Here is a 20,284-nt window from a genome sequence, read left to right as displayed (position 1 = left end):
AAGCTGAGTAACTTTGAGTTTTCCACCTATTGTCCCCCACGTACCGGATTGGCACTGGCCTACGTGCCAATCCGGTACCTGGAGAAAGGTAGGATCTGGTGAGCTTCAAATTGCTACAGCACAGGCCACAGGTTGGCGCTTTCCTGGAGCAACAGCTACTTGTCCAACTGGAAAACGTGTTACAGGTGGCGGCGGAATATGCACCTCACGAACTGGTTACATATGGCTTACCAGGTCATTCCCATCAGCCAATAACTCATGGTCGGCTGCGTGCGATACAACCGAAGATCAGAATGGTTCAATAACTGTATATGCCATTTGCCAATAAGCTATTTCAAGCAAGTAATCTTCATAAAGTAGGACGAATACTGTGTGTAGTTTTTGGCTTGCCAAGTCATCTCGCCGTTAGAGTCAGGCATGTCAATAGGAACGACTTCTGTTTCTGCCATTTCACGCCCGTCAATACGATAGGTGTTAATACACAGTTTAAACCTCCCTAAGACCTGTGTGTTTTTGGGATATAACGTAAATGTTTTTATATTCGTCCATATCGACGCTGATGATGATTTCCAGGTACCGGATTGGCACGCTTGCAGAGAATGATTGTTGGCATTATTTTTTGCCTCTTTTGAGGTTAGCATGCCGTCTCCACGCATCCGTAAAATGTCCCTGTCACGCGCACTGGATAAGTACCTGAAAACAGTTTCTGTTCACAAGAAAGGGCATCAACAGGAGTTTTACCGGAGCAATGTTATCAAGCGATATCCCATTGCCCTTCGGAATATGGACGAAATAACAACCGTTGATATTGCTACATACAGAGACGTTCGTTTAGCAGAAATCAACCCCCGAACGGGTAAACCCATTACAGGTAATACTGTACGTCTTGAACTCGCCCTTCTGTCATCTCTGTTCAATATTGCTCGTGTTGAATGGGGAACCTGTCGTACTAACCCGGTTGAACTGGTTCGCAAGCCGAAAGTATCCTCCGGACGAGATCGCCGGCTAACGTCTTCAGAAGAACGTCGCCTTTCTCGCTATTTCCGCGAAAAAAATCTGATGTTGTATGTCATTTTCCATCTTGCCCTTGAGACAGCCATGCGGCAGGGCGAAATACTGGCCTTACGTTGGGAGCACATTGATTTGCGCCACGGTGTGGCTCATTTACCTGAAACCAAAAACGGTCACTCACGGGATGTTCCTCTGTCCAGACGTGCCCGTAACTTTCTTCAGATGATGCCCGTTAATCTCCACGGCAATGTTTTTGATTACACCGCATCCGGCTTTAAAAATGCCTGGAGAATAGCCACACAACGACTTCGCATCGAGGACCTGCATTTTCACGATCTACGGCATGAAGCAATAAGCCGCTTCTTCGAACTGGGTAGCCTGAATGTAATGGAGATTGCTGCAATATCAGGACATCGTTCCATGAATATGCTGAAACGGTATACTCATCTTCGTGCATGGCAACTGGTCAGTAAACTTGATGCCCGCCGGCGGCAGACACAAAAAGTGGCAGCATGGTTTGTGCCGTATCCTGCCCATATCACGACCATCAATGAAGAAAATGGGCAGAAAGCGCATCGTATTGAGATCGGTGATTTTGATAACCTTCACGTCACTGCCACAACGAAAGAGGAAGCAGTTCACCGCGCCAGTGAGGTTTTGTTGCGTACACTGGCCATTGCAGCACAGAAAGGCGAACGTGTCCCATCTCCCGGAGCGTTACCTGTTAACGACCCTGACTACATTATGATTTGCCCTCTGAACCCGGGCAGCACCCCGCTGTAAACATCATTCAAAACACATACAGAAAGGCGAGTTGCAACAACTCGCCAAACACATTCGATCTGCATGATCGAAATTATTCGTTTCACCAGAAAAAACACCGAAGATACAATAACCACATGAGCTGAAAAGACTTTTTCAGTCGGAGGAACAATGAGACTGAATACGACCGGTATTGCGGCCCGAATGATGCTCTCGCTGGACAAAAAAGCAATCGGCGAAAAACTCATCAACGGTCGTCAGATAAACCCGACACCTCTGCAGGTCCGTTACCCCCAAGGGGTAAGAGAAGTTCTGGGGATAATGAGCGAACAATTAGCCATATCCACCGCTGATTTAACCCGAATCCTGCTTGAGGATGCTCTTCATAATATGTTTATGCCTGCGGATAACACCGCAGGGAACATAATAAGCAGAATTGAATACATCATGCTGTCGCATGATATAAATGCGCCATTACTGGCAACATTGCTGTCGCCATGGAATATCCGCTCCACGGTTATACAGGACCCGGCCAGACTTGCAGACTATCTTTCAGCTGACGCTCTCGAACATCTTGCTGAATGTTTTAATCTCAATCCGGACTGGCTGAATGGCCATGAAAACTATCCGATAGCGTTGTCCGGTGAATGGCCAGATACTGCTGATAATTTCAGAATGCTTATTAATGATAGCAGCAACACTGAAGTTATTTTCTGGCATAGTTTCCCCTTCGCAGGAAACACGAAAAGAGAATATTACGGGGTAATATTGAGACAGAAAAAAGAAATAAATGGTTCTGTAATATATCCGGCACTATCATTATCACCAACAATTCTGAACGATGAAAAAAGAAAATGGTTAACTGAATATACAACCAGGCAGAATACAACAATGTCTTTGCGACGCGTCACGTTGAGACCTGGCCTTGCCGGGAACCTTATTACAGGGCAAATACTACCTGTTAGCTTATTTAATACGTCTTTATTACCCTGGTAAATACCAGATAGTACCAAAGTAAAAAATTACGGCACATCCGTGTCATAGCGTTGTTTTGTCTAAATTCTGATAAACAGGAAATTAAATGATGAAGAAAAATCATATTACCCGCACCATCATTGCATCTGCTGTATTATTTTCCTTTAACGCTGCAGCAGCGACGTCATATTTTGAAGCACGTAACGATGCAATGGGGGGCACCGGGGTAGCATCTTCCCATTATGGTGTGGCACCTCTGGCAAACCCGGCTTTACTGACAAAGCACAACAGCAATGATGATTTCAGCCTTCTTCTGCCGTCTGTTGGGGCACAAGTTGCTGATCCTGATGATGTATCAAATAAAGCTGATGATGTTAAAGATGACTGGGATTTGTTTGATAGTGCTGTTGATAACCAGCATGGCGTACAACAGGCAGCAGCAAATCTTAAACATCGTCTGCAGGAATTCCGCAATATCAATGCAGATGCTCAGGTAGGTGTATCAGCTGTAGCAGCCATGGCAAATGACACTCTGCCGTTTGCCCTTATGGTCAAGTCTTACGGAACTGTCAGCGTAAACGGAAAAGTAAACGATGCAGACCTGGATTATCTGGACAAAGTTGCCAATGGAACAATTACCGACGTCGATAAGAATGCCCTGACCTCACGCGCATTCGGGCGTGCAGCTGTAATTACTGACGTCGGAATTTCATTTGCCAAAGAACTGGAAACGGCCGGACAAAAATGGTCTCTTGGCGTCACACCAAAATATCAGCGTGTGGACCTGTTTAACTACAACGTAACGGTTCGTGATTACGACAAAGACGATTTTGACGGTGACAAGTACCACAACACGAAAAACGGATTCAACGCCGATATTGGTGCTTATACAGACCTGAATGACAACTGGACTGTCGGTCTTGTTGCCCAGAACATCATTCCACGCAGTATTGATACTAAAGTCGTCAATGGCTTTAAAGAAACCTTCAAAGTTCGTCCACAGGCAACCGCCGGTGTATCCTGGCATAATGACCTGTTTACCACTGCTCTTGACGTTGATCTGACTCCTGCCAGTGGCTTCACTTCTGACAGCAAACGTCAGTTTGCAAGTGTTGGTGCTGAATTTAACGCATGGAAATGGGCGCAATTGCGTGCCGGTTATCGTCAGAACATGGCATCAAACTCCGGAAGCGCCTTCACCGCTGGCGTTGGTATCTCTCCATTTGACGTCGTACATATCGATGTTTCCGGCCTGGTAGGAACTGACCACGATTACGGTGCAATGGCACAACTTCAGTTCACTTTCTGATTACTGTCCCCGCCCCCGGCACTAAACCCGGGGGTATTTTTATATTCAGTTTAAATAACATGATGAAACCACGTTCTTCTTATTCAAAAACAGCATTCATTCTTTTATTTTCTGTTTTCCTGGTAGCGGCAGTGACAAAAGCAAAAAGCTCGCTTCCCGATATCACCCTGGAACAGGCAAAAGAAATTAATGCTGATAACACCGTTATTTTCCTTTTCCGCCATGGAGAACATTGCGACCGTTCAGATATGCCATGCTATTCGGATAAAAGCGGAATCACTATTACCGGTACAGAGAAAGCACAGCAGGAAGGTATTAAGTTCGCAACAATCTTCAGTGAATATGATATTTACTCCAGCAATGCGGTAAGAACCATACAAACTGCAAAATTCTTCTCCGGTAAAGAACCCGTCGTTATGGACAGTTTATCAGACTGCAATAATGATCTTTATAAGACGCTTGAATCAATCGCAAGAGAATCTCATAAAAGGAACATAGTAATAATGACACATAATCATTGTTTATCATTTCTGGCCAGAGATAGGCTCGGCAAGAAATTCAAACCGGCGTACCTTGATGCCCTGATCATGCATTACGATGGTACCCGGCTCATACTTGACGGAAAATACAACAAAGAGGCATAGAGGATATTTGAATTTACATAAATTCTGATATACTCAGTAAGATACAAGAGTGTACGGGCACATGTGCCTGTCTGAATTGCAGGTTATCCGGACGAGGGCCGGGAACTGTTTCAGGGACAAGCGCCGGTACGTTCGATTCATAAATCGTCGAGTCATCCATCATGGATCGATTCGGCGCGGAGCGTTAAAGATTACGCTCATATTCGTTTTATGTCTGACGACACATCAACCAGCCAGTATCAGGAATAATCACCTTCAGTAAACTATGAGGCTATTTACCTGGCCACACTGGCATTTATTTCCGGTAACGCAAGTATAGCCGGAAACAAACATCATCCTGTCTGTACCGGAGCACCGGTATATCCCATTCTGATTTAACTGCTCAGGAATTATTATGAACCGTATTATACCTGCGGGGTGTCTTGCCGCCCTTTTTCTGGCTGGCTGCAACTCCCCTTCTCAGCATACTCCTGTTCCGCGTAACTACGGTGCTGCCTCTGATGTGGCGGTTACCCGGCACACTCAGTACACATTATGGGACAAAGGTGTGTTTTCCGGCCAACTTCCGGTTTCAACGGGGTCTCATCTTCTGACAGCTAACAGCGATCGCCTTTCCTTTGACTGGGAAGGTGATGCAATTGAATTACTGAACGAACTGGCCAGAGTCAGGGGGATGCAGTTTAACTACAATGGTGTCCGCCTGCCGTTACCAGTCAACCTTCACGTCCGGGATATGACGTTTTCCAATACGTTGAGACTTATTGAAGCCCAGACAGCCTGGAGAGCAACAATCCATCAATATCCGGGCTTGTTACAGGTCAGCTTCATGCAGCCGGAGAACCGGAAAAAATGAAAGCACTCACCTCTCTCATTTTGCCAGTAATACTGCTTACTGGTTGTTCTTCTTCCCCTACCATCTCGCCAGGTGGTGTCAATACGCCACCACCTGACATTAATGCATGGCTTAAACCACGAAGTGAAAAGCCGGATAGTCTGTCAGAAACACGCTGGAAAATGCTGACCGACGCAGGTAAAACGCTTGGATTTCGTGGTGGCAAGGCTCAGCGTTCATGGGAGCTGATTCAGGCACTCAACGCCCGGGAAAGCACACTTAATGCCTTATACGATTTCCGGCCACTGATTAGCCCGGAAGGCTGGCTACCACCGGTTATTGATGAAGCACAGGACGTAGCTCATATCACGCCAGATCAAATCCGGACCTCTTCCCGGGTCTGGACCATCATTCGCCCTGAACGCTTTGTCAGCAATCCACCGGGCTGGCGTGACTGGCTTCTCCGGGGGCTTTCAACAACAGCCACTCCGGGTACAGAAGGCAGCGTCGTTCCAGAAGACAGCGTGCAACGAAAAGTGTGGGAAACCGCATTACGGCAGGGATGGCAGGAAGGAAGACAAAACGCCGACCTGACGCTTGAAGCCAACCAGAAAACCCTCACCCGTGATTACCGGGGCATGATGCTGTACTCACTTCTCTGGCGTCAGGGCATGATCACCCGTCCGGATGTTTCTGATCAAATGCAAACCGTTACAGGTGACGGGAAAAAACTGGTCACTGGAGATCGTGTTCGTCGCCTTAAAAATCATGCGGAATTCAATCTTCAGAAATCTCACTGGCGTCCGCTTATAGGCACTGAAGGAGGCTCCCGATGAATATTCCTGATGAGTTTGGTCTTTTTCCGTTTCAGCGTTTCACGGCAGATGAACTACGGCATTTCTTTGTCTGGTGTGCCGCACATAAAGTCAGTGATGTGGATCTGACCGGCGGGTCACCTGTATCTGTCAGTCGCTTTGGCCGACGGGTGCGTTGTTCCAGTGCAACGTTACCAACCACACTCATGTCCTCCCTGATTGATGAACTGTTCGGTCGGGAAGTCATTCCCCGCGTTCTGGCAGGCAATCCGGTTGACAGGACGATACAGATTAACGGGGATGCATCCGGTCGCTATGGTCTTAAACGCGGAGAACGCATCCGGTTACGCTCTCACCTCATTCAGGGCACATCTGGTGCGGAGGAGAAAGCAATATCAATAACCATGCGTGTCATCCCGACAGAAATACCGGACATCCTCTCCATGAACATTGAACCAGACCTGCTTGAAGCAATGGTCTGCAAAAGCGGTCTGGGATTTGTATGTGGTGAAACCGGGTCAGGGAAATCAACGCTGTGTTCAGCACTGTACCGTTACATTATGGACAATTTCCCCGACGCCAAAATCGTGACATATGAAGACCCGGTGGAATATATCCTGGGAAATGAAAACGATCTGCTCCCACCGCATCAGGCAGAAATCGGGCGTGATGTGGTCAGTTTTGCTGCCGGACTGCGTTCTGCTGTACGACGTAATCCCGAAATTATCGGTGTTGGTGAGATCAGGGATAACGAAACCGCCGACGCAGCGGTACAGGCAGGCAACACCGGGCATTACTGCCTGAGCACCATGCATACGAAATCTCCTGGTGAAACGCTGGCACGTCTTCTTGGGCTGTTTCCCCCTGTCATCAGGGATTCGATGGCCTGGGCTGTCCTGTCACTGTTGCAGTTCATTCTGGTTCAGGTTCTGGTCAGAACAAATGACGGTGGTCGTAAAGCCGTCCGGGAATATATCGTCATTAACGATGAGCTTCGCGACAATCTTTCCGGAATGCCGCATGCAGAGTGGGGGCATCACATTGATGCCATAATCCGGCAGGAGAAGCGCCGTATCCGGGACCAGATTCTGGAAATGTATATCCGGAATGAAGTTGACCGAAGAGAAGCGATTCTTTTTATCCCGCCAGGGGAGTTACGGTCATGAAAAGAGAAGGTTTCTGGCGATATGCAACACCGCCAGTCAACATCCAGGGCGTACCTCTGCCGTTCACCATGATTTATCTGTTTATATGCCCCTTTCCCTCCAAAACAACCTTCTGGATTTGCACCGGCATCATTTTATTTTTCGTTATTCTCGACCGTTCAGGCTGGACTGTCAGGACGATCTGTACTCGCATTTTCAGCATTCTGAGAGGGGCCATCGCCTCCGGTCGTCCATGGTGGTATCGCCACCATACGGAATCACCACGAGACTGGACTGGCCTCGATTAAATTCTGGAGTCTTTATGTCAGGTAAAAAAACTATCGTTACTCTGCTCCGGGTATCGCTACTGGCATGCCCGTTACTGTTCACGACACCATCGTTTGCAATGATCGACACGCCATCCGTGAAGGTCGGCTTTTCTCCTGAAGGAAGCGCATCCGCTCTGGTGCTTGACACAATCAACAGTGCGGAAAGCTCCATCAGGATGATGGCATATTCCTTCACCGACCCGGATGTAATGCATGCGCTGGCAAAAGCGAAAAAACGCGGAGTGGACGTCCGTATTGTTGTTGATGACAAGGGGAATACGAACCGGGCAAGTCAGGAAGCGATGAAATATATCAACCTGCTGGACATTCCTCTCCGGACTGTAGATGCCTTCCCCATCCATCACGACAAAGTCATCATTGTTGACGGAAACACGGTTGAAACTGGCTCCTATAACTTCTCTCGTGCTGCTGCACGCAAGAATTCAGAGAATGTCGTTGTGCTCAAGAATATGCCGGATGTAGCCGCACAATATCTTGAACACTGGCAGGATCGCTGGAATAAGGGTACAGACTGGAGACCCTGACAAACATTTCTCCCCCGATTTTCTATCCCCCCAGCCACCCCCGGCTTCCGGCGGTGGTTTTTTTCCGTCTTTTTTCAGGAGAAGCACTCATGCCGTCTGTATCCCGCTACCGCACCTGGCTTGCCGTGCCTGCAGATGAAATAGAAGATCTCAAAAAAGCACATCCCCCGATGAACGGGCACACGCCCGTCATCTGGGACAAGGAGCACAAACTCTGGTTCGCCCGCCCGGGGGCGGACCTGTCCAGGCTGGACCGCTGGCTGCCCCGGCCACAGGACGTCTCCATGAACGGCAGTGATCCGGTCACCGAGTTTGCCCAGGTTCTGGAGAATGCCGGACTGGTTCTGAAAGAACTGCCGGTCATGGACGGGAAAATCCACCGTGTCCCGACCGCCGATGACAAAAAAGGACAAAAAAGTGGCGCATATCGCGGATTCCTGGACGGCAGACCTGCCGGCTGGTACAGGGATTATCGCAGCGCGGATAATTCGCCGATCACCTGGACCTTCTCCGGCGGAGAACAGACAGATCCCCGCGCAAGACTCCACCTGAAAGCGCATTCAATGCAACGCAGGGAGGACGCGGAGCGGGAACTGAAAGCACAGTACAACCGACAGGCCGCGTATGCCCGCCGCTATATCAACAAATGGCCGCAGGCCACAGCACATGAATACCTGACCCGGAAAGGCATTCAGGCTGCACCGGGGGTGCGGGTAAACAACAAAAATGAACTGGTTATTCCCTTCAGTAACCGTAACGGCGCGATACGCTCTTACCAGCGTATTCCGGTCACCGGGGGGAAAGATGCCCGCATCCTGATAGATTCGGAGAAAACCGGTAACTGGTTTGCGCTGGGCACACCGCGCAACGGTCAGCCGGTACTGTTTGCCGAGGGCTATGCCACTGCGGCCTCCCTGCACGAAGCCACGGGCCTTCCGGTACTGATGACGGTGGATGGAGGCAACATGATTGCCGTTGCCGAAAATGCCCGGCAAAAGTGGACGCAAAGCCCCTTTATCTTCTGTGCCGACAACGATCATGCAATCCGGGTTAACAAAGGTATCGTCAGTGCAACAAAAGCCGCAGAACTGACAGGAGGATCGGTCATCTTTCCTGCGTTCACCGATGCCGAAAAAGCGCAGGGGCTGACCGATTTCAATGACCTGGACGCAAGCCGGGGACGGGCCGCTTTTCAGCATGTCATCAACGCCCAGTTAGAACACATCGGGGTTTCCACCCCCAACAGTAACACCCCGGAAATGCGCGAGGCACTGGTGATAGGCAACCTCGTTTTTACACCGGTCCACACTGAGGAAAAAACCATGACTCCGACAGAATATCCTGAAACATCACCCGATACAGGGCACAGCCATGACCAGGGACCTTCTCTGCCGTCCGCCACGCAGCAGGAACAACCAGCTGCTTCCAGCAGTAACATTGCTGATGAAACACAGTCATTTACCAGTCACGCCACTGAAAATAACGGCAAAGATGAGCGGCACGCTGATAACGTTCAGGCGCAAACGGAAAGCTCTGTAGTTCAGGACTCCCCTGCAGAATCACCGGCGTCCCCGGAAAGTACAACGGCGTCTGCCCCTGATGAACCCGCTCATCCGGCGGAACCTCCGGAAAAAGTTGTCTCGGTGGCCACAGATAAAGACTGGCGTGAATTTGAAGCCGAACTGTCACAACCGGAAAAAAACGAGTCACAACAGGAATCCGGCACTTCACCTGAAATACCGGCCCCTGCTGCCACCCCCGCATCCCCTGAAGACAGTCCCTCATCTGAAACCATGAATGAATCAGCCGAGCCATCACCTTCCCCTGATGCAGTCAAAGAGGAAATGACCGTGATGACGGAGCCTGATGACAAACAAAGCACCGGAATATCCCCGGATACTCCCCGGGAAGAGGCGGTCAACCATGTAACTGAAGACATTCCCCTTCAGCCAGAGCCGTTCCTTCCTGAGTCAGATGGCCCCGAAGAATACGAAAACTACAGCGCATATCAGGAGCTGATGAACAATGAAAATCCTGAGCATCTGCAGGAAAACAGTGATATGCCGTCGCAACCGGACACAGGCCACGTTCAGGCTGATGAGTCAGAACTTCAGGCCACAACAGATACAGTAGAACCGGCTGTCCGGGATGACCCCACTCCACAGCAACCTGTTCAGAGCACATCATCTTCTGATAATACTTCATCGTTTCTCGACAAAGCGCGTGGCTTTTTTACGCGTAAAAAAACGGATTCACAGGCGCATGAGAACAGTGATCCCACCCCCTCACCGGAAACCACGACGACCACACCGGCACCTGACAGTATTGTCTACGCCCCGGAACGCCCTGATGTACCGATATCGCTCAATCTGGACGAAATCATTAAATCGCTGGAAGGTGAAGAACGAGCAGACAGAACCGTCCTGTACAAACTGGATGGCAAACCTGCCTTCATTGACCGGGTAAACCGGCTGGAAATGGTCAACGGTGCCAGCAATGACGATCGCAGTGTTCTGGCTGCACTTGCTGTGGCCACTGATTTTTATGGTGGTGTCATTGAGCTGACGGGCAGTGATGCCTTTAAGCAAAAAGCGATGCAGTTGATCATCGAGCACAACATCAAAGTGCGCATGAAATTCCCGGATCAGCGAGCGGCGCTCGAAAAATTACGCAAGGAAATGGCTGTCGGTAAGGATACTGTTGTCACCCATAAGCCAACACCGGAACTTAACCGGAATACCCCTGAACAACCAGCAGTCCCAGACCCTGTTAAGGAAAAAGAAGCCACACAATCCCCGGCGTCCCCAGTAGCCCCTGAAGCATCAACCGTCAGCACCGTCCCTGCATCATCACCGGCTGAACCTGGCAAAACGGCAGATGCGGCACAAGGTGAAGAACCACCAGGAAAACTTCGCCCGGGAGAGAGCGTGACTGCCGTACTGCACAATTTTGGTCGTGCTGAATATGCACCCGGCAAAGGAGAGAGTTTCTTTGTTGAGCTTAAAAACCGCAGTGGCAGCAAACTCTACTGGGGGGAACAACTGGAAAGTCTGGTCAAAAACCACCAGAAAGGTGACGTGGTGACACTGACACTTTAGAACCGCGAACAATTCATCCTCCCGGGAGAGCAAAAAGCACGTTTCCGGAATAAGTGGTCCATGGAGTCAGTTACCAACGGGATCTCGGTATCACATGATAATCCGGATAAAGGTCAGCGTATTCAGGCGATTCCGGTCGAAACCTTTATGAAAGTGGCTGCGCAAATCAGCCAGGGGTGGCCCGAAGAGATGAAAGCGTTACGTATGCCAGAAAACGTCGGCTCACATCTGTTTATCGGTGAAGACCGACATCCGGTCTCCGCGCCACAGAACGCAAATCAGGTAACAGAAATAACCAGCGCAGCCCCTGACAAGCTGACACCTGTTCTGGGATCAGTGGATAAGGATACGCGTGAACTCAACCTGCTACTTGTCCAGAGTGCCGATGAACATCTGCAGGGTGTGGTCCGGCTGAACGGCACATTGTATCCGGCACTGGCCACCCCATCAGCCGACAACAGTCAGCTGGTTATCAATGCGCTGACCGACAAAGGTTTACGCTTTGCAGGTTATGGTGAAGCGGTAAACCACGATGCTGACAGCACGAATCGCCCTGCACCGGAGCTTATGCAGTTTCATCTGAAAACCCGGGAAGAACCGCTTTTTGCTGCTGTCTACACGCCGGAAAAACAACCTGATGCGTTGTACCGGAACCTGGGCTTCGAGCAGTCATGGCAGCAGTGGTCCAACAGCCAAAAGCCGGAGGACAGGCAGGAAAAAACTCTGCATCAGGATCTCTCCCACAGCCCCGGCCGATGAGCCGGTAAGGAAGCCATATGAACATGCATAAGTCTCTGGTTGCCGTGCTCGGCCTTATCCTGATTTCATCCACGGCAAGTGCTGCAACCTGTCGTGCGGGTAGCGCGGCACAGGCCGGTAGTAATACAGGATATGAGCGAGCACGTGCAGCTGCGGATGCATGGTCACAACGTGAAAACGATGTTTCCTCATCCCTGCAGTCCTGTCTGTCACGAATCAAAAAAATCAGCATAAACCTCCCCCAGTTCCCCAGCCTTGACGACATTCTGTCGCAGCTGGAAAACCAGGTCTGCGACGCGGTCGTGGACAAGGTGAATGAAAAGCTGCCGGGGAATATTGATCCCTGGAAGGACTACAACCTATGACCGAAAATACCGAGCCATCCTCGCCATCACATCCGGCACCTGACCCGGAAATACTGAAGAGCACAATCAGGGCTATGAAGCAGTCAGAACAGCGGGCAAATAATGTCCCTGCGCTGATAAAAGCGCTTTTATGTACGGGCACATGTCTTCTTATCAGTATTACTGGTAACGCCATTCAGTACTGGCACTCAACGAATGTGGAGCGCGAATATTTCGCTACAGACAATGGTCGTCTGGTCAGGCTGGCACCAACAAGTCAGCCAGCATGGAGTCAGAATGATGCAATGGCCTTTGGCAGCCAGGCACTGGCGACCGCATTCAACCTGGATTTTGTGCACTATCGTTCACAGATCTCCTCCCTGTCTCCGCGTTTTTCTGACGAAGGTTTTGTCGGATATGTGAATGCATTACAGGCATCTAACATTCTGGAGACGATCAAGAAAGAGAAGATGAATCTGACCGCCACGACAGGTGCTGGCGTTCTGGTACGACAGGGACAAATGTCCGACGGCGTATGGTTCTGGACATTCCAGTATCCTGTCCGTATGCGTCTGGTCGGCCAGACAACCAGCAAGCCAGAACAGTCTTTTGTTTTCGAAATCACCATCCAGCGTGTTGACCCCAGACTGAAACCATCCGGTATGGAAATCCGGCAGATGATCTCCCGTAACGCCGGACCGAACTCCTGAGATAAGTAATATGCAATCACGTTATTTACTGAGCACACTGCTCCTGGTGTGCAGCGCCGCCACGTCTGCAGATAACGCAGGATGGCAGAACGCACGCACACCACAAACGACAAATTCTGCCAGCGATCACGTTCAGAACGCCTCCCAAAACACCGGAGGTGTTCCGGCAACACTGGTAAAAGGTGAGCTGCCTGCCCCCGGGCAGGCCAGCCCGCTGGTACAGGATGCGGCAAGGCTTGATTCTGAGCTCTCCGCCGATGAGATTCGCTCACTACGCAGTCTCATGGCGGATAACGAGCGGGCCATCAATGCGCCCATCACCAGTGTTGTACCCCGTATCAGCTCTCTGACAGTTAATCTGTCCCCCGGTGCCAGCCTTCCTCTTGTTCGCACAGCCATGAACAACCTGAGCGTGGTGACATTTACCGATATCAACGGTTCACCATGGCCACAATCCGATCCTCCTTATAACGCGGCACCAAAACTCTTTGATGTGCAGTACAACGAGAACATGGTGACAATCACACCATTGCGGCCATGGGCATCCGGAAATATTTCTGTCTACCTGAAAGGTCTGTCGGTACCGGTCATCCTGAACGTAACCAGTGGCGAAACAGATACGCCGTCATCCAGTCAGGAAATGGACAGTCGTCTGGATCTGCGAATACCACGGCAGGGACCAACCAGCCCGGTTGTCTCCATCCCGACGGATAAGATCGCCCTGCATGATGCAACATTACAGGCATTTCTGGATGGTATTCCTCCCCGGGACCCTTCAGTTAAGAGGCTGAAATTCACAGGTAATGTCCCGGATACAACGATCTGGCAACACGGCGATGACCTTCTGGTTCGTTCCCGGGCGATGTTGCGCGATGAATTTGAACAGACCTTGTCCTCTGCCGACGGAACTCATCTCTGGAAACTTCCCGTCACCCCACTACTGACTTTCTCTGTGAATGGCCAGTCCATTCACGTGACACCAGAACTGGAGTAATCATGAGTGCTGAACAGGATGCCGGTAAATCCGGAAAGAAACTGGCTGCCCTGCTTGGACTGGGCAGCATCATCTTATTTGGCGGCGGCTATATCGCGTTTTCCAAACTATCAGGGAGTAACAGCGATATGCAGTCAGCCGTGAACATTAACAGTGCAGCAAGCGGCGGAACGCGCAGCGTTACCGAAACGCCTCACTATCGTGAACTGTTAAGAGCGGATAATGAACGAGGGGCCGCAGCTGCAGCCCGCAATAATCAGACGTTCATTGCCAGTCTTCCACAGGGGCTTGATATTCCGGACACTCAGGAAAAGCAACAACAGCCTGCAGCAAAACCGGAAAACTATGCTCATCGCCAGGCTTCCGGCACACCACAGGAGGATCGAGCAGCCAGTGAAAAACGTATGGAGCGGCTGCAAAAGCTGATTGTAAGAATAAAAGATCAGCATCCTGCCGGTAGTACACCAACCATAGCAACGACTATGTGGAATAAATCTCCGGCAGAAACAACAGGGCAGAATGGTACGCAGCAATTCGCATTAAAGAATGCCAGCCTGTCCACGCCTGTAGCAGAAAAAGGGATACAACTGATACCTGCTCTGACCCGTATACCGGCATATATTGATACTGCAGTGGATTCTGATAACCCGTCATCCAAGGTTATCGCAACCATTCCCGCTGGCCCCTGGGCAGGGGCAACGCTGTTCAGTCCGGGAGTCAAACTGGTGGGTAACGGCGTGGAGATCCATTTCGACCGGATGAGCTGGAACGGCATGGACCTTAAGGTCAATGCATATGCTCAACGGGAAGACAACCTGATGTCATCCGTGGCCAGCAATGTGAATACACGCTGGTTTAAACATATCATTCTGCCGTCAGTGTTAGGAGGTGTGGGCAGTATTGGCACACTTTATAAAGATGCCAACACGCAGGTTATTCAGGGTAACTATGGCACGGTTACCGGACGCGTGGGAATGCCCAGTGGTGAAGCTGTTGCGGGCGTTATTGCCGGTGGTATGGCGGAAAGAGGAAGTCAGATATTAACCCGCCAGGCAGAAAGTGAGCCCTATAAACAGGTAGAAGTGTATCAGCATGAAGTCGTATCAATTCTGTTTGTTGACCCGGTAATGACAAACGACGCCAGGTCATCTTCCCTTTCCAGTGGCATTTCCCCTTCAGTTAATCGTACATCACAGGCGGAACAACGCTCGCAGGCACGAATGCAGACAGCCATGGAGCAAAGAAAAGCTGTGATGCAACGTCGGTATGATGAACAACCGGAGACACCATAATGAAACCTGAAACAGAAATAGATGAAACCGGCAGCTTCGGTGAACCCGAAGAGAAACCCGCCCCCTTCTGGAAACGTTCCGTCTGGGGGATATCTGTAGCAACATGGGGGCTATGTGCAGTCGTGTTGCTCGCAGCCATATGGTATCTGTTCCTGAGAGCGCCATCGGAAACAGGCATGCCTCCGTTTAATGATGCGGATGCTGGCGTACAGACCTGGCAAACCACACAAGAATCATCACCTTCCGTTCAGTCCACTGAGACTATGACTGTCCGGACAGGAGAAGATATGAGCCAGCTTGCCCGGGATGTAAAAACAGAGCTGGATAACCGCGATGAAAAAATTCAGGCAACACTGAATATGCTTCACGACAGCATTAACAAGCTGGGCGAAGCTATAAAAAAGGATGAAGAATACGCACAGGAAACACGCCGTCAGCTGGATGATATCCGGAGCCGCCTGAACGGAATAATGACACAGAAAAGCGTCACTGAATCCTCTTCCACACCGCATCCAGCAAAGAAAAAAACGTCGTCTGTACTTAACGGAATGAAAATCATGTCGATGGAAACTGGTATGGCCTGGATTCGCTGGCAGGGTAGTACCTGGGCTGTCAGAGAAGGTCAGACGCTGGGCAATGTGGTGATCCAGCGGATTGATCCGACTACCCGGACCATCATCACCAGTGCAGGGACGTTACGCTGATGAACATGGATGCCCTGACCGCCATTGAGAACTTTGCCAGCAGTATTTTCAGTGCCGGAATGGATTTCCTGTTTACCTGGGGAGAATTCATCGGGGTGATCAGCATGATTACCCTGTTTGCCCGCGCCCGTTCAGCCGGTCCGGTAAAAATGTCTCCCGGAAAATTTATTGCGGGGATGTTAACCAGCTGCATGCTCGTATCACTCCCGGCAATGATTAACGCCGGAGGCGTACAAATGGGATTCAGGGCTGACTCATTTGGCCCGATTGCATATGTACAACCTCAGACGTTTGGCGCTGCTGCTGGCGCAGCAAATGCAGTTCTGTCGCTGGCCAAGCTGGCCGGTGTTGGATTTGTAATGAACGGGATATCCATCTGGCGCAAGGCCGGACTCGATGGACATACCGCACTGAGTGCCAGTGAATCCGTCAGTAAGGGAAACGTCAAATTTATTGCCGGCGTCCTGCTGGTCTTTATCGATCGTGTCCTCAATGCCCTGCTGGCAAGCATTGGAATCGTCTTCTGATTTTTTTCACCTTCATATAAACCACTGATATATCCATTTAAGGAGAAACTATGTCACGTATTCGTGTCGTAGCGGCCCGTCTGTACGCCGCATTTATCCACGCACAACTGTTTGTAATGTCATGCCGGAGCAAACTGACTAAGTTCCTGCTGCTCATTCCCATGATGTTGCTGCCCAAAGCCGTTCTTGCCGATGGAGATCTTGCCGATATGGTTCGCAATGTCGAACAAGGTGCCAAAACAGCACAGTCATCATCACTGACTATTGCGCAGTTCATCGGCGTAATTCTGTTTCTCGGGGGCCTGATTGGCCTGAAAAAAGTTGGGAAACAAGGGGGGATGGGACTGGCTAGTTGCATTGTATCTATCGTCATTGGGGCGGTACTTGTCGCCGGACCTGAAATGATGAGTCGCAGCCAGAAACAGTTGGGGATTTCCTCAATTTCCATTGGCTAATCTTGTCCAGGGCACTGGCATTTATCCGGTGCCCTTCCTGTTCGGCAATACAAGGAGGCACATATGTCTGCCTGGAGCCCGGAGCACATAACGTTACGACGAACAGAAAACGGCAATGTGATTGCCCACGACAGTCGGGACGATCAGGAATTCATTTTTGCAGAATGCTGTTCCGATGAAATCGCAAACATCATTCTGGAAGCCGTGAAACGTTACACCAGTACGGAGCCTGCTCATGCAACACAGCATTAAAGACTTGTGGTTGTATCCCTTTCCAGAAATTGATGTGGTTCATACACAGGAGCCACTGTTACCGGAACCGGAATTAACAACGCCCGGTCGATGTATCTGCTGCCGGCAAAACGTCAGGCACCGTTTCAGACTGGATGACTCATGGCCACTCAGACAGCTTACCGACACAATCAGTGACACACGAGTTCGTCTTAATAAAGCCACAGAACATCTGGATAAGTTAAAAAAGCGTGGTGAACCAGTCGCAACCGGCGAAAAGGAAAAGTACAACACGGCAGTAAAAGCCGCTGAACGGGCGCTTGAGCAGGCCCGTCTGTCTGCCAGACGTCTTTCACTCCGCCATGTACAGAAAGCTGAAATCACCAGTACAGAGTCGTTGTCAGAGAAAGAGCAGGAACTGTTTCATGAAGACGGCCCGCCTTACAGCTTATGTGCTTTCTGCCACGCCTGGCATTCACTGAATGGTTATGCCGCAGCACAGGGCGTTATGGTGTGGCTACCCGACCTTCATCCATCCACGGTCGTGGCCCTTAACCGTCGTTCATTACAGGAAGTTTTCAGTAATGATAAGTTCCGGGTCCGGCGGGGACGGGAAGCGCTCTCTGCACTGATGCAAAACAGACTGGCGGTTGAGGATAAATTCCGCAGTTTCCGCCCGGCCGATTTCGCTGACGTTTTTCGTCGCTATCCACCTTCTGGTCGTTCGCCCCTGCGTGAAAAAATGAACGGGATTGCCCTGATTCTGACACCAGATTCATTCATCAAAAAAGAATACGTTGATTGATTTTTCTTCATGCCACTCCAGCGCGGGGTGGCATTAAAAAAATCAAACTGCACAAACCTCCCTCCTGTAAGTCCGGAGTTCCCTCACCTATGAACATAAACCGTTTCATCTTCACTATCGAAGACTGTCTGAACACGCTATCCCGTTTCTCTGTCGCAAGCAGTTTTGTTGAGTATTGCGATTTACGTACTGTAATTGGTCTGGACAGACAGGATCGTGAACGTCGCCCATGGCTTAATTCGCCCTATATTGCAGCCACAAAGCGTGGAGAATATCTCTCTGTCTTTGAAGTCAGCGGTGCTTTCAGGGAAATGGATGAAGCATCCGACCAGACTGGCCCAGGTTCACTGGAATCGCTGATCACCAGCATGAGTGACAGCCTGAATACGGCATATAAAAACAGCGGTCATAAAATCAGCTGCGTTTTCGAGCGTGACCCTGAAATGGGGAAAGAAGAAATCGAAGACATGGTCGCCCCACAAAAACGCTCACTGGCTAATACAGGTATCCAGTTACAGGATGTGGTCGATGAGAAAGTCACAACACTGTCCCCATGGCTGGTCCGGGAGCGCTGCTGGCTGGCGATCTGGAGTGGACCCGACCTTATCAGCAACAGCGATCGCACCGCCCATGATGAGCTTGTCAGAAGACTGGCTGAACGGGTACCGAAAGCACGCTTTGCCCAGTCCCCCTGGCAGTGGACCTTATCTGCACTGAAAATCCGCCACGAAGCTTTTCTTGATAATGTGGAACAGGCACTGAGACATTCATCTGATGGCCTGATTCTCCGGCTACTGGATATACACGAGGTCGGGCGTGAAATACGTCGTCAGACAGAACGGTACAGCACACCGCGTAACTGGCAACCCCACCTGCCTGAAGATGCCCAGCCAGCGGGATATCGCTGGACTGACGATGAATCCGTACTACATGCTCCTTCATTGCATTTGCAGTTATTCAACACGCAGGTGACCACACAGGGCAACCTGGTTCAGGCGGGCGGACTCTGGCACGGAATGGTATCGATTACTTTACCTCCGCAAAATCTGCAGACGTTTAACGAACTGGTCCGTGCCGTCCCCCGCGCAGTCCCCTGGCGCATCAGAATGGATCTGATGCCCGGCGGGATGAAGGCTCTTAATCTGAAGAAAACGCTTCTGACTTACAGCAGCTTCATTTCTGCCGTTCGTCCAATGTATGAATCCGTTATGACTCTGGCGGCAACGGATGAAAAAGAACCTGTCTGCATAATGACCATCATGGCCTCCACGTGGGGAAAAACACGTGAAATATGCGCACGAAACCAGGCCATTCTGAAATCGGCCATTGAAGGCTGGGGCGTATGTGGCACCACGACAACATTTGGCGATCCCCGACGCGCCTGGGTGAATACCATTCTCGCGGCGTCCGGAGGCTCCGGCCCGGTTCCCCTGTATCCCCCGTTGTCACATGCCATCTCGCTTTTCCCGCTTAACAGGGCAGGCTCTGTCTGGCGAGGCAAAGGGAATCTGATGTTACATACAGAAGACGGTTCCGCATTTGAGGTTGGTCTGGCGTCATCCCAACAAAATAAACATACAGAACTGGCACCAGGCGATCCGGGACTGGGTAAATCAGTTCTGATTAATACGTTGTCGGAAATACAGATATCATCTGCTCAGAAAAACCTGCCCTTCATTGCCTATATCGATAAGGGATACAGTGCTCAGGGACTGGTTCAGCTTATTCGCGACAGTCTTCCTCCGGAAAGAAAAGACGAAGCTGTCGGTATTATTCTGAGCAATGATCCGGAATACACCCGTAACCTTTTTGACGTGATGTACGGCGCTAAAAAGCCTATTACGCCGGAAAAGAATTTCATGTCATCGGTGCTGTGTGCTCTCTGTGTCGATACCGGTACCGGTCAACCCTGTAACCCCGGAGACACCCGACAAATTATCAACCTGAACCGCCCCGGGAATCCTGGAGACTAAACTCCCTGAGAAAGAGGTAAACAGG

The 20,284-nt window shown here is 50.4% G+C and carries 18 protein-coding genes and 2 pseudogenes; all 20 read left to right on the top strand.

The features are described from left to right. Positions 1-639: 639 nt before the first annotated feature. The gene (locus tag HEN33_RS21955; protein WP_001139958.1) at positions 640-1,794 is read left to right on the top strand and encodes a tyrosine-type recombinase/integrase; all 1,155 of its coding nucleotides are present in this window, start codon (positions 640-642) and stop codon (positions 1,792-1,794) included. Between the two features lie 150 nt (positions 1,795-1,944). Continuing rightward, positions 1,945-2,769: a conjugal transfer protein TraE gene (traE, locus tag HEN33_RS21950; RefSeq protein WP_001238927.1), complete on the top strand. Its 825-nt coding sequence runs from the start codon at positions 1,945-1,947 to the stop codon at positions 2,767-2,769. A gap of 85 nt (positions 2,770-2,854) precedes the next feature. After that, a complete protein-coding gene (locus HEN33_RS21945) occupies positions 2,855-4,057 on the top strand; it encodes a conjugal transfer protein TraF (RefSeq protein WP_000976353.1) in 1,203 nt (400 codons plus the stop codon). Between the two features lie 59 nt (positions 4,058-4,116). Further along, entirely contained in the window at positions 4,117-4,701 is a 585-nt protein-coding gene (locus HEN33_RS21940) for a histidine phosphatase family protein (RefSeq protein ID WP_000977517.1), read from the top strand. A gap of 394 nt (positions 4,702-5,095) precedes the next feature. Next, the gene (gene traH / locus HEN33_RS21935; protein ID WP_001079808.1) at positions 5,096-5,554 is read left to right on the top strand and encodes an IncI1-type conjugal transfer lipoprotein TraH; all 459 of its coding nucleotides are present in this window, start codon (positions 5,096-5,098) and stop codon (positions 5,552-5,554) included. Further along, the gene (gene traI / locus HEN33_RS21930; RefSeq protein ID WP_000646097.1) at positions 5,551-6,369 is read left to right on the top strand and encodes an IncI1-type conjugal transfer lipoprotein TraI; all 819 of its coding nucleotides are present in this window, start codon (positions 5,551-5,553) and stop codon (positions 6,367-6,369) included. Before traH ends, traI begins: the two co-directional genes overlap by 4 nt. Then, positions 6,366-7,514, top strand: coding sequence for a plasmid transfer ATPase TraJ (gene traJ / locus HEN33_RS21925; RefSeq protein ID WP_001024972.1), 1,149 nt, complete (start codon positions 6,366-6,368; stop codon positions 7,512-7,514). Before traI ends, traJ begins: the two co-directional genes overlap by 4 nt. After that, a complete protein-coding gene (locus HEN33_RS21920) occupies positions 7,511-7,801 on the top strand; it encodes a hypothetical protein (RefSeq protein WP_001299214.1) in 291 nt (96 codons plus the stop codon). Before traJ ends, HEN33_RS21920 begins: the two co-directional genes overlap by 4 nt. Before the next feature lie 14 nt (positions 7,802-7,815). Continuing rightward, the gene (locus HEN33_RS21915; protein ID WP_000014584.1) at positions 7,816-8,367 is read left to right on the top strand and encodes a phospholipase D family nuclease; all 552 of its coding nucleotides are present in this window, start codon (positions 7,816-7,818) and stop codon (positions 8,365-8,367) included. Positions 8,368-8,456: 89 nt separating this feature from the next. Continuing rightward, positions 8,457-12,224, top strand: a pseudogene (locus HEN33_RS21910) (LPD7 domain-containing protein). Positions 12,225-12,241: 17 nt separating this feature from the next. Further along, a complete protein-coding gene (locus tag HEN33_RS21905) occupies positions 12,242-12,589 on the top strand; it encodes a conjugal transfer protein (RefSeq protein WP_001055900.1) in 348 nt (115 codons plus the stop codon). Continuing rightward, positions 12,586-13,278, top strand: coding sequence for a DotI/IcmL family type IV secretion protein (locus HEN33_RS21900; RefSeq protein ID WP_000138552.1), 693 nt, complete (start codon positions 12,586-12,588; stop codon positions 13,276-13,278). The genes HEN33_RS21905 and HEN33_RS21900 overlap by 4 nt, the downstream gene beginning before the upstream one ends. A 10-nt stretch (positions 13,279-13,288) precedes the next feature. Continuing rightward, positions 13,289-14,272: an IncI1-type conjugal transfer protein TraN gene (gene traN, locus HEN33_RS21895; protein ID WP_001191878.1), complete on the top strand. Its 984-nt coding sequence runs from the start codon at positions 13,289-13,291 to the stop codon at positions 14,270-14,272. Positions 14,273-14,274: 2 nt separating this feature from the next. Beyond that, on the top strand, positions 14,275-15,564 hold the full coding sequence (traO, locus tag HEN33_RS21890) for a conjugal transfer protein TraO (RefSeq protein ID WP_001271997.1): 1,290 nt from the start codon (positions 14,275-14,277) through the stop codon (positions 15,562-15,564). Next, entirely contained in the window at positions 15,564-16,268 is a 705-nt protein-coding gene (gene traP / locus HEN33_RS21885) for an IncI1-type conjugal transfer protein TraP (RefSeq protein WP_000801920.1), read from the top strand. Before traO ends, traP begins: the two co-directional genes overlap by 1 nt. Beyond that, entirely contained in the window at positions 16,268-16,795 is a 528-nt protein-coding gene (gene traQ / locus HEN33_RS21880; protein WP_001055569.1) for a conjugal transfer protein TraQ, read from the top strand. The genes traP and traQ overlap by 1 nt, the downstream gene beginning before the upstream one ends. A 50-nt stretch (positions 16,796-16,845) precedes the next feature. Beyond that, positions 16,846-17,250 carry an IncI1-type conjugal transfer protein TraR gene (gene traR, locus HEN33_RS21875; RefSeq protein ID WP_000086960.1) on the top strand — a complete coding sequence of 135 codons (405 nt, stop codon included), beginning with the start codon at positions 16,846-16,848 and terminating at the stop codon, positions 17,248-17,250. A gap of 63 nt (positions 17,251-17,313) precedes the next feature. Further along, entirely contained in the window at positions 17,314-17,502 is a 189-nt protein-coding gene (gene traS, locus HEN33_RS21870; RefSeq protein WP_001277255.1) for a putative conjugal transfer protein TraS, read from the top strand. Beyond that, positions 17,486-18,286, top strand: coding sequence for an IncI1-type conjugal transfer protein TraT (gene traT / locus HEN33_RS21865; RefSeq protein ID WP_001164788.1), 801 nt, complete (start codon positions 17,486-17,488; stop codon positions 18,284-18,286). Before traS ends, traT begins: the two co-directional genes overlap by 17 nt. 89 nt (positions 18,287-18,375) lie before the next feature. Next, positions 18,376-20,229, top strand: a pseudogene (gene traU, locus HEN33_RS21860) (IncI1-type conjugal transfer protein TraU); the annotation flags it as partial. Between the last annotated feature and the right edge of the window lie 55 nt (positions 20,230-20,284).

This window comes from Escherichia sp. 94.0001 (genome assembly GCF_013369155.2).
Classification (GTDB): Bacteria; Pseudomonadota; Gammaproteobacteria; order Enterobacterales; family Enterobacteriaceae; genus Escherichia; species Escherichia coli_F.
Note: the sequence above shows the minus strand (reverse complement) of the source record. Positions and strands in the feature narration are given on the sequence as shown.

Coding starts and splice junctions, on each gene's coding strand:
- traO (WP_001271997.1), top strand. CDS start 14,275: ATGAGTGCTGAACAGGATGCCGGTAAATCCGGAAAGAAACTGGCTGCC.
- traJ (WP_001024972.1), top strand. CDS start 6,366: ATGAATATTCCTGATGAGTTTGGTCTTTTTCCGTTTCAGCGTTTCACG.
- HEN33_RS21920 (WP_001299214.1), top strand. CDS start 7,511: ATGAAAAGAGAAGGTTTCTGGCGATATGCAACACCGCCAGTCAACATC.
- traQ (WP_001055569.1), top strand. CDS start 16,268: ATGAACATGGATGCCCTGACCGCCATTGAGAACTTTGCCAGCAGTATT.
- traN (WP_001191878.1), top strand. CDS start 13,289: ATGCAATCACGTTATTTACTGAGCACACTGCTCCTGGTGTGCAGCGCC.
- traT (WP_001164788.1), top strand. CDS start 17,486: ATGCAACACAGCATTAAAGACTTGTGGTTGTATCCCTTTCCAGAAATT.
- HEN33_RS21940 (WP_000977517.1), top strand. CDS start 4,117: ATGATGAAACCACGTTCTTCTTATTCAAAAACAGCATTCATTCTTTTA.
- traH (WP_001079808.1), top strand. CDS start 5,096: ATGAACCGTATTATACCTGCGGGGTGTCTTGCCGCCCTTTTTCTGGCT.
- HEN33_RS21900 (WP_000138552.1), top strand. CDS start 12,586: ATGACCGAAAATACCGAGCCATCCTCGCCATCACATCCGGCACCTGAC.
- traR (WP_000086960.1), top strand. CDS start 16,846: ATGTCACGTATTCGTGTCGTAGCGGCCCGTCTGTACGCCGCATTTATC.
- HEN33_RS21905 (WP_001055900.1), top strand. CDS start 12,242: ATGAACATGCATAAGTCTCTGGTTGCCGTGCTCGGCCTTATCCTGATT.
- HEN33_RS21955 (WP_001139958.1), top strand. CDS start 640: ATGCCGTCTCCACGCATCCGTAAAATGTCCCTGTCACGCGCACTGGAT.
- HEN33_RS21945 (WP_000976353.1), top strand. CDS start 2,855: ATGATGAAGAAAAATCATATTACCCGCACCATCATTGCATCTGCTGTA.
- traI (WP_000646097.1), top strand. CDS start 5,551: ATGAAAGCACTCACCTCTCTCATTTTGCCAGTAATACTGCTTACTGGT.
- traS (WP_001277255.1), top strand. CDS start 17,314: ATGTCTGCCTGGAGCCCGGAGCACATAACGTTACGACGAACAGAAAAC.
- traP (WP_000801920.1), top strand. CDS start 15,564: ATGAAACCTGAAACAGAAATAGATGAAACCGGCAGCTTCGGTGAACCC.
- HEN33_RS21915 (WP_000014584.1), top strand. CDS start 7,816: ATGTCAGGTAAAAAAACTATCGTTACTCTGCTCCGGGTATCGCTACTG.
- traE (WP_001238927.1), top strand. CDS start 1,945: ATGAGACTGAATACGACCGGTATTGCGGCCCGAATGATGCTCTCGCTG.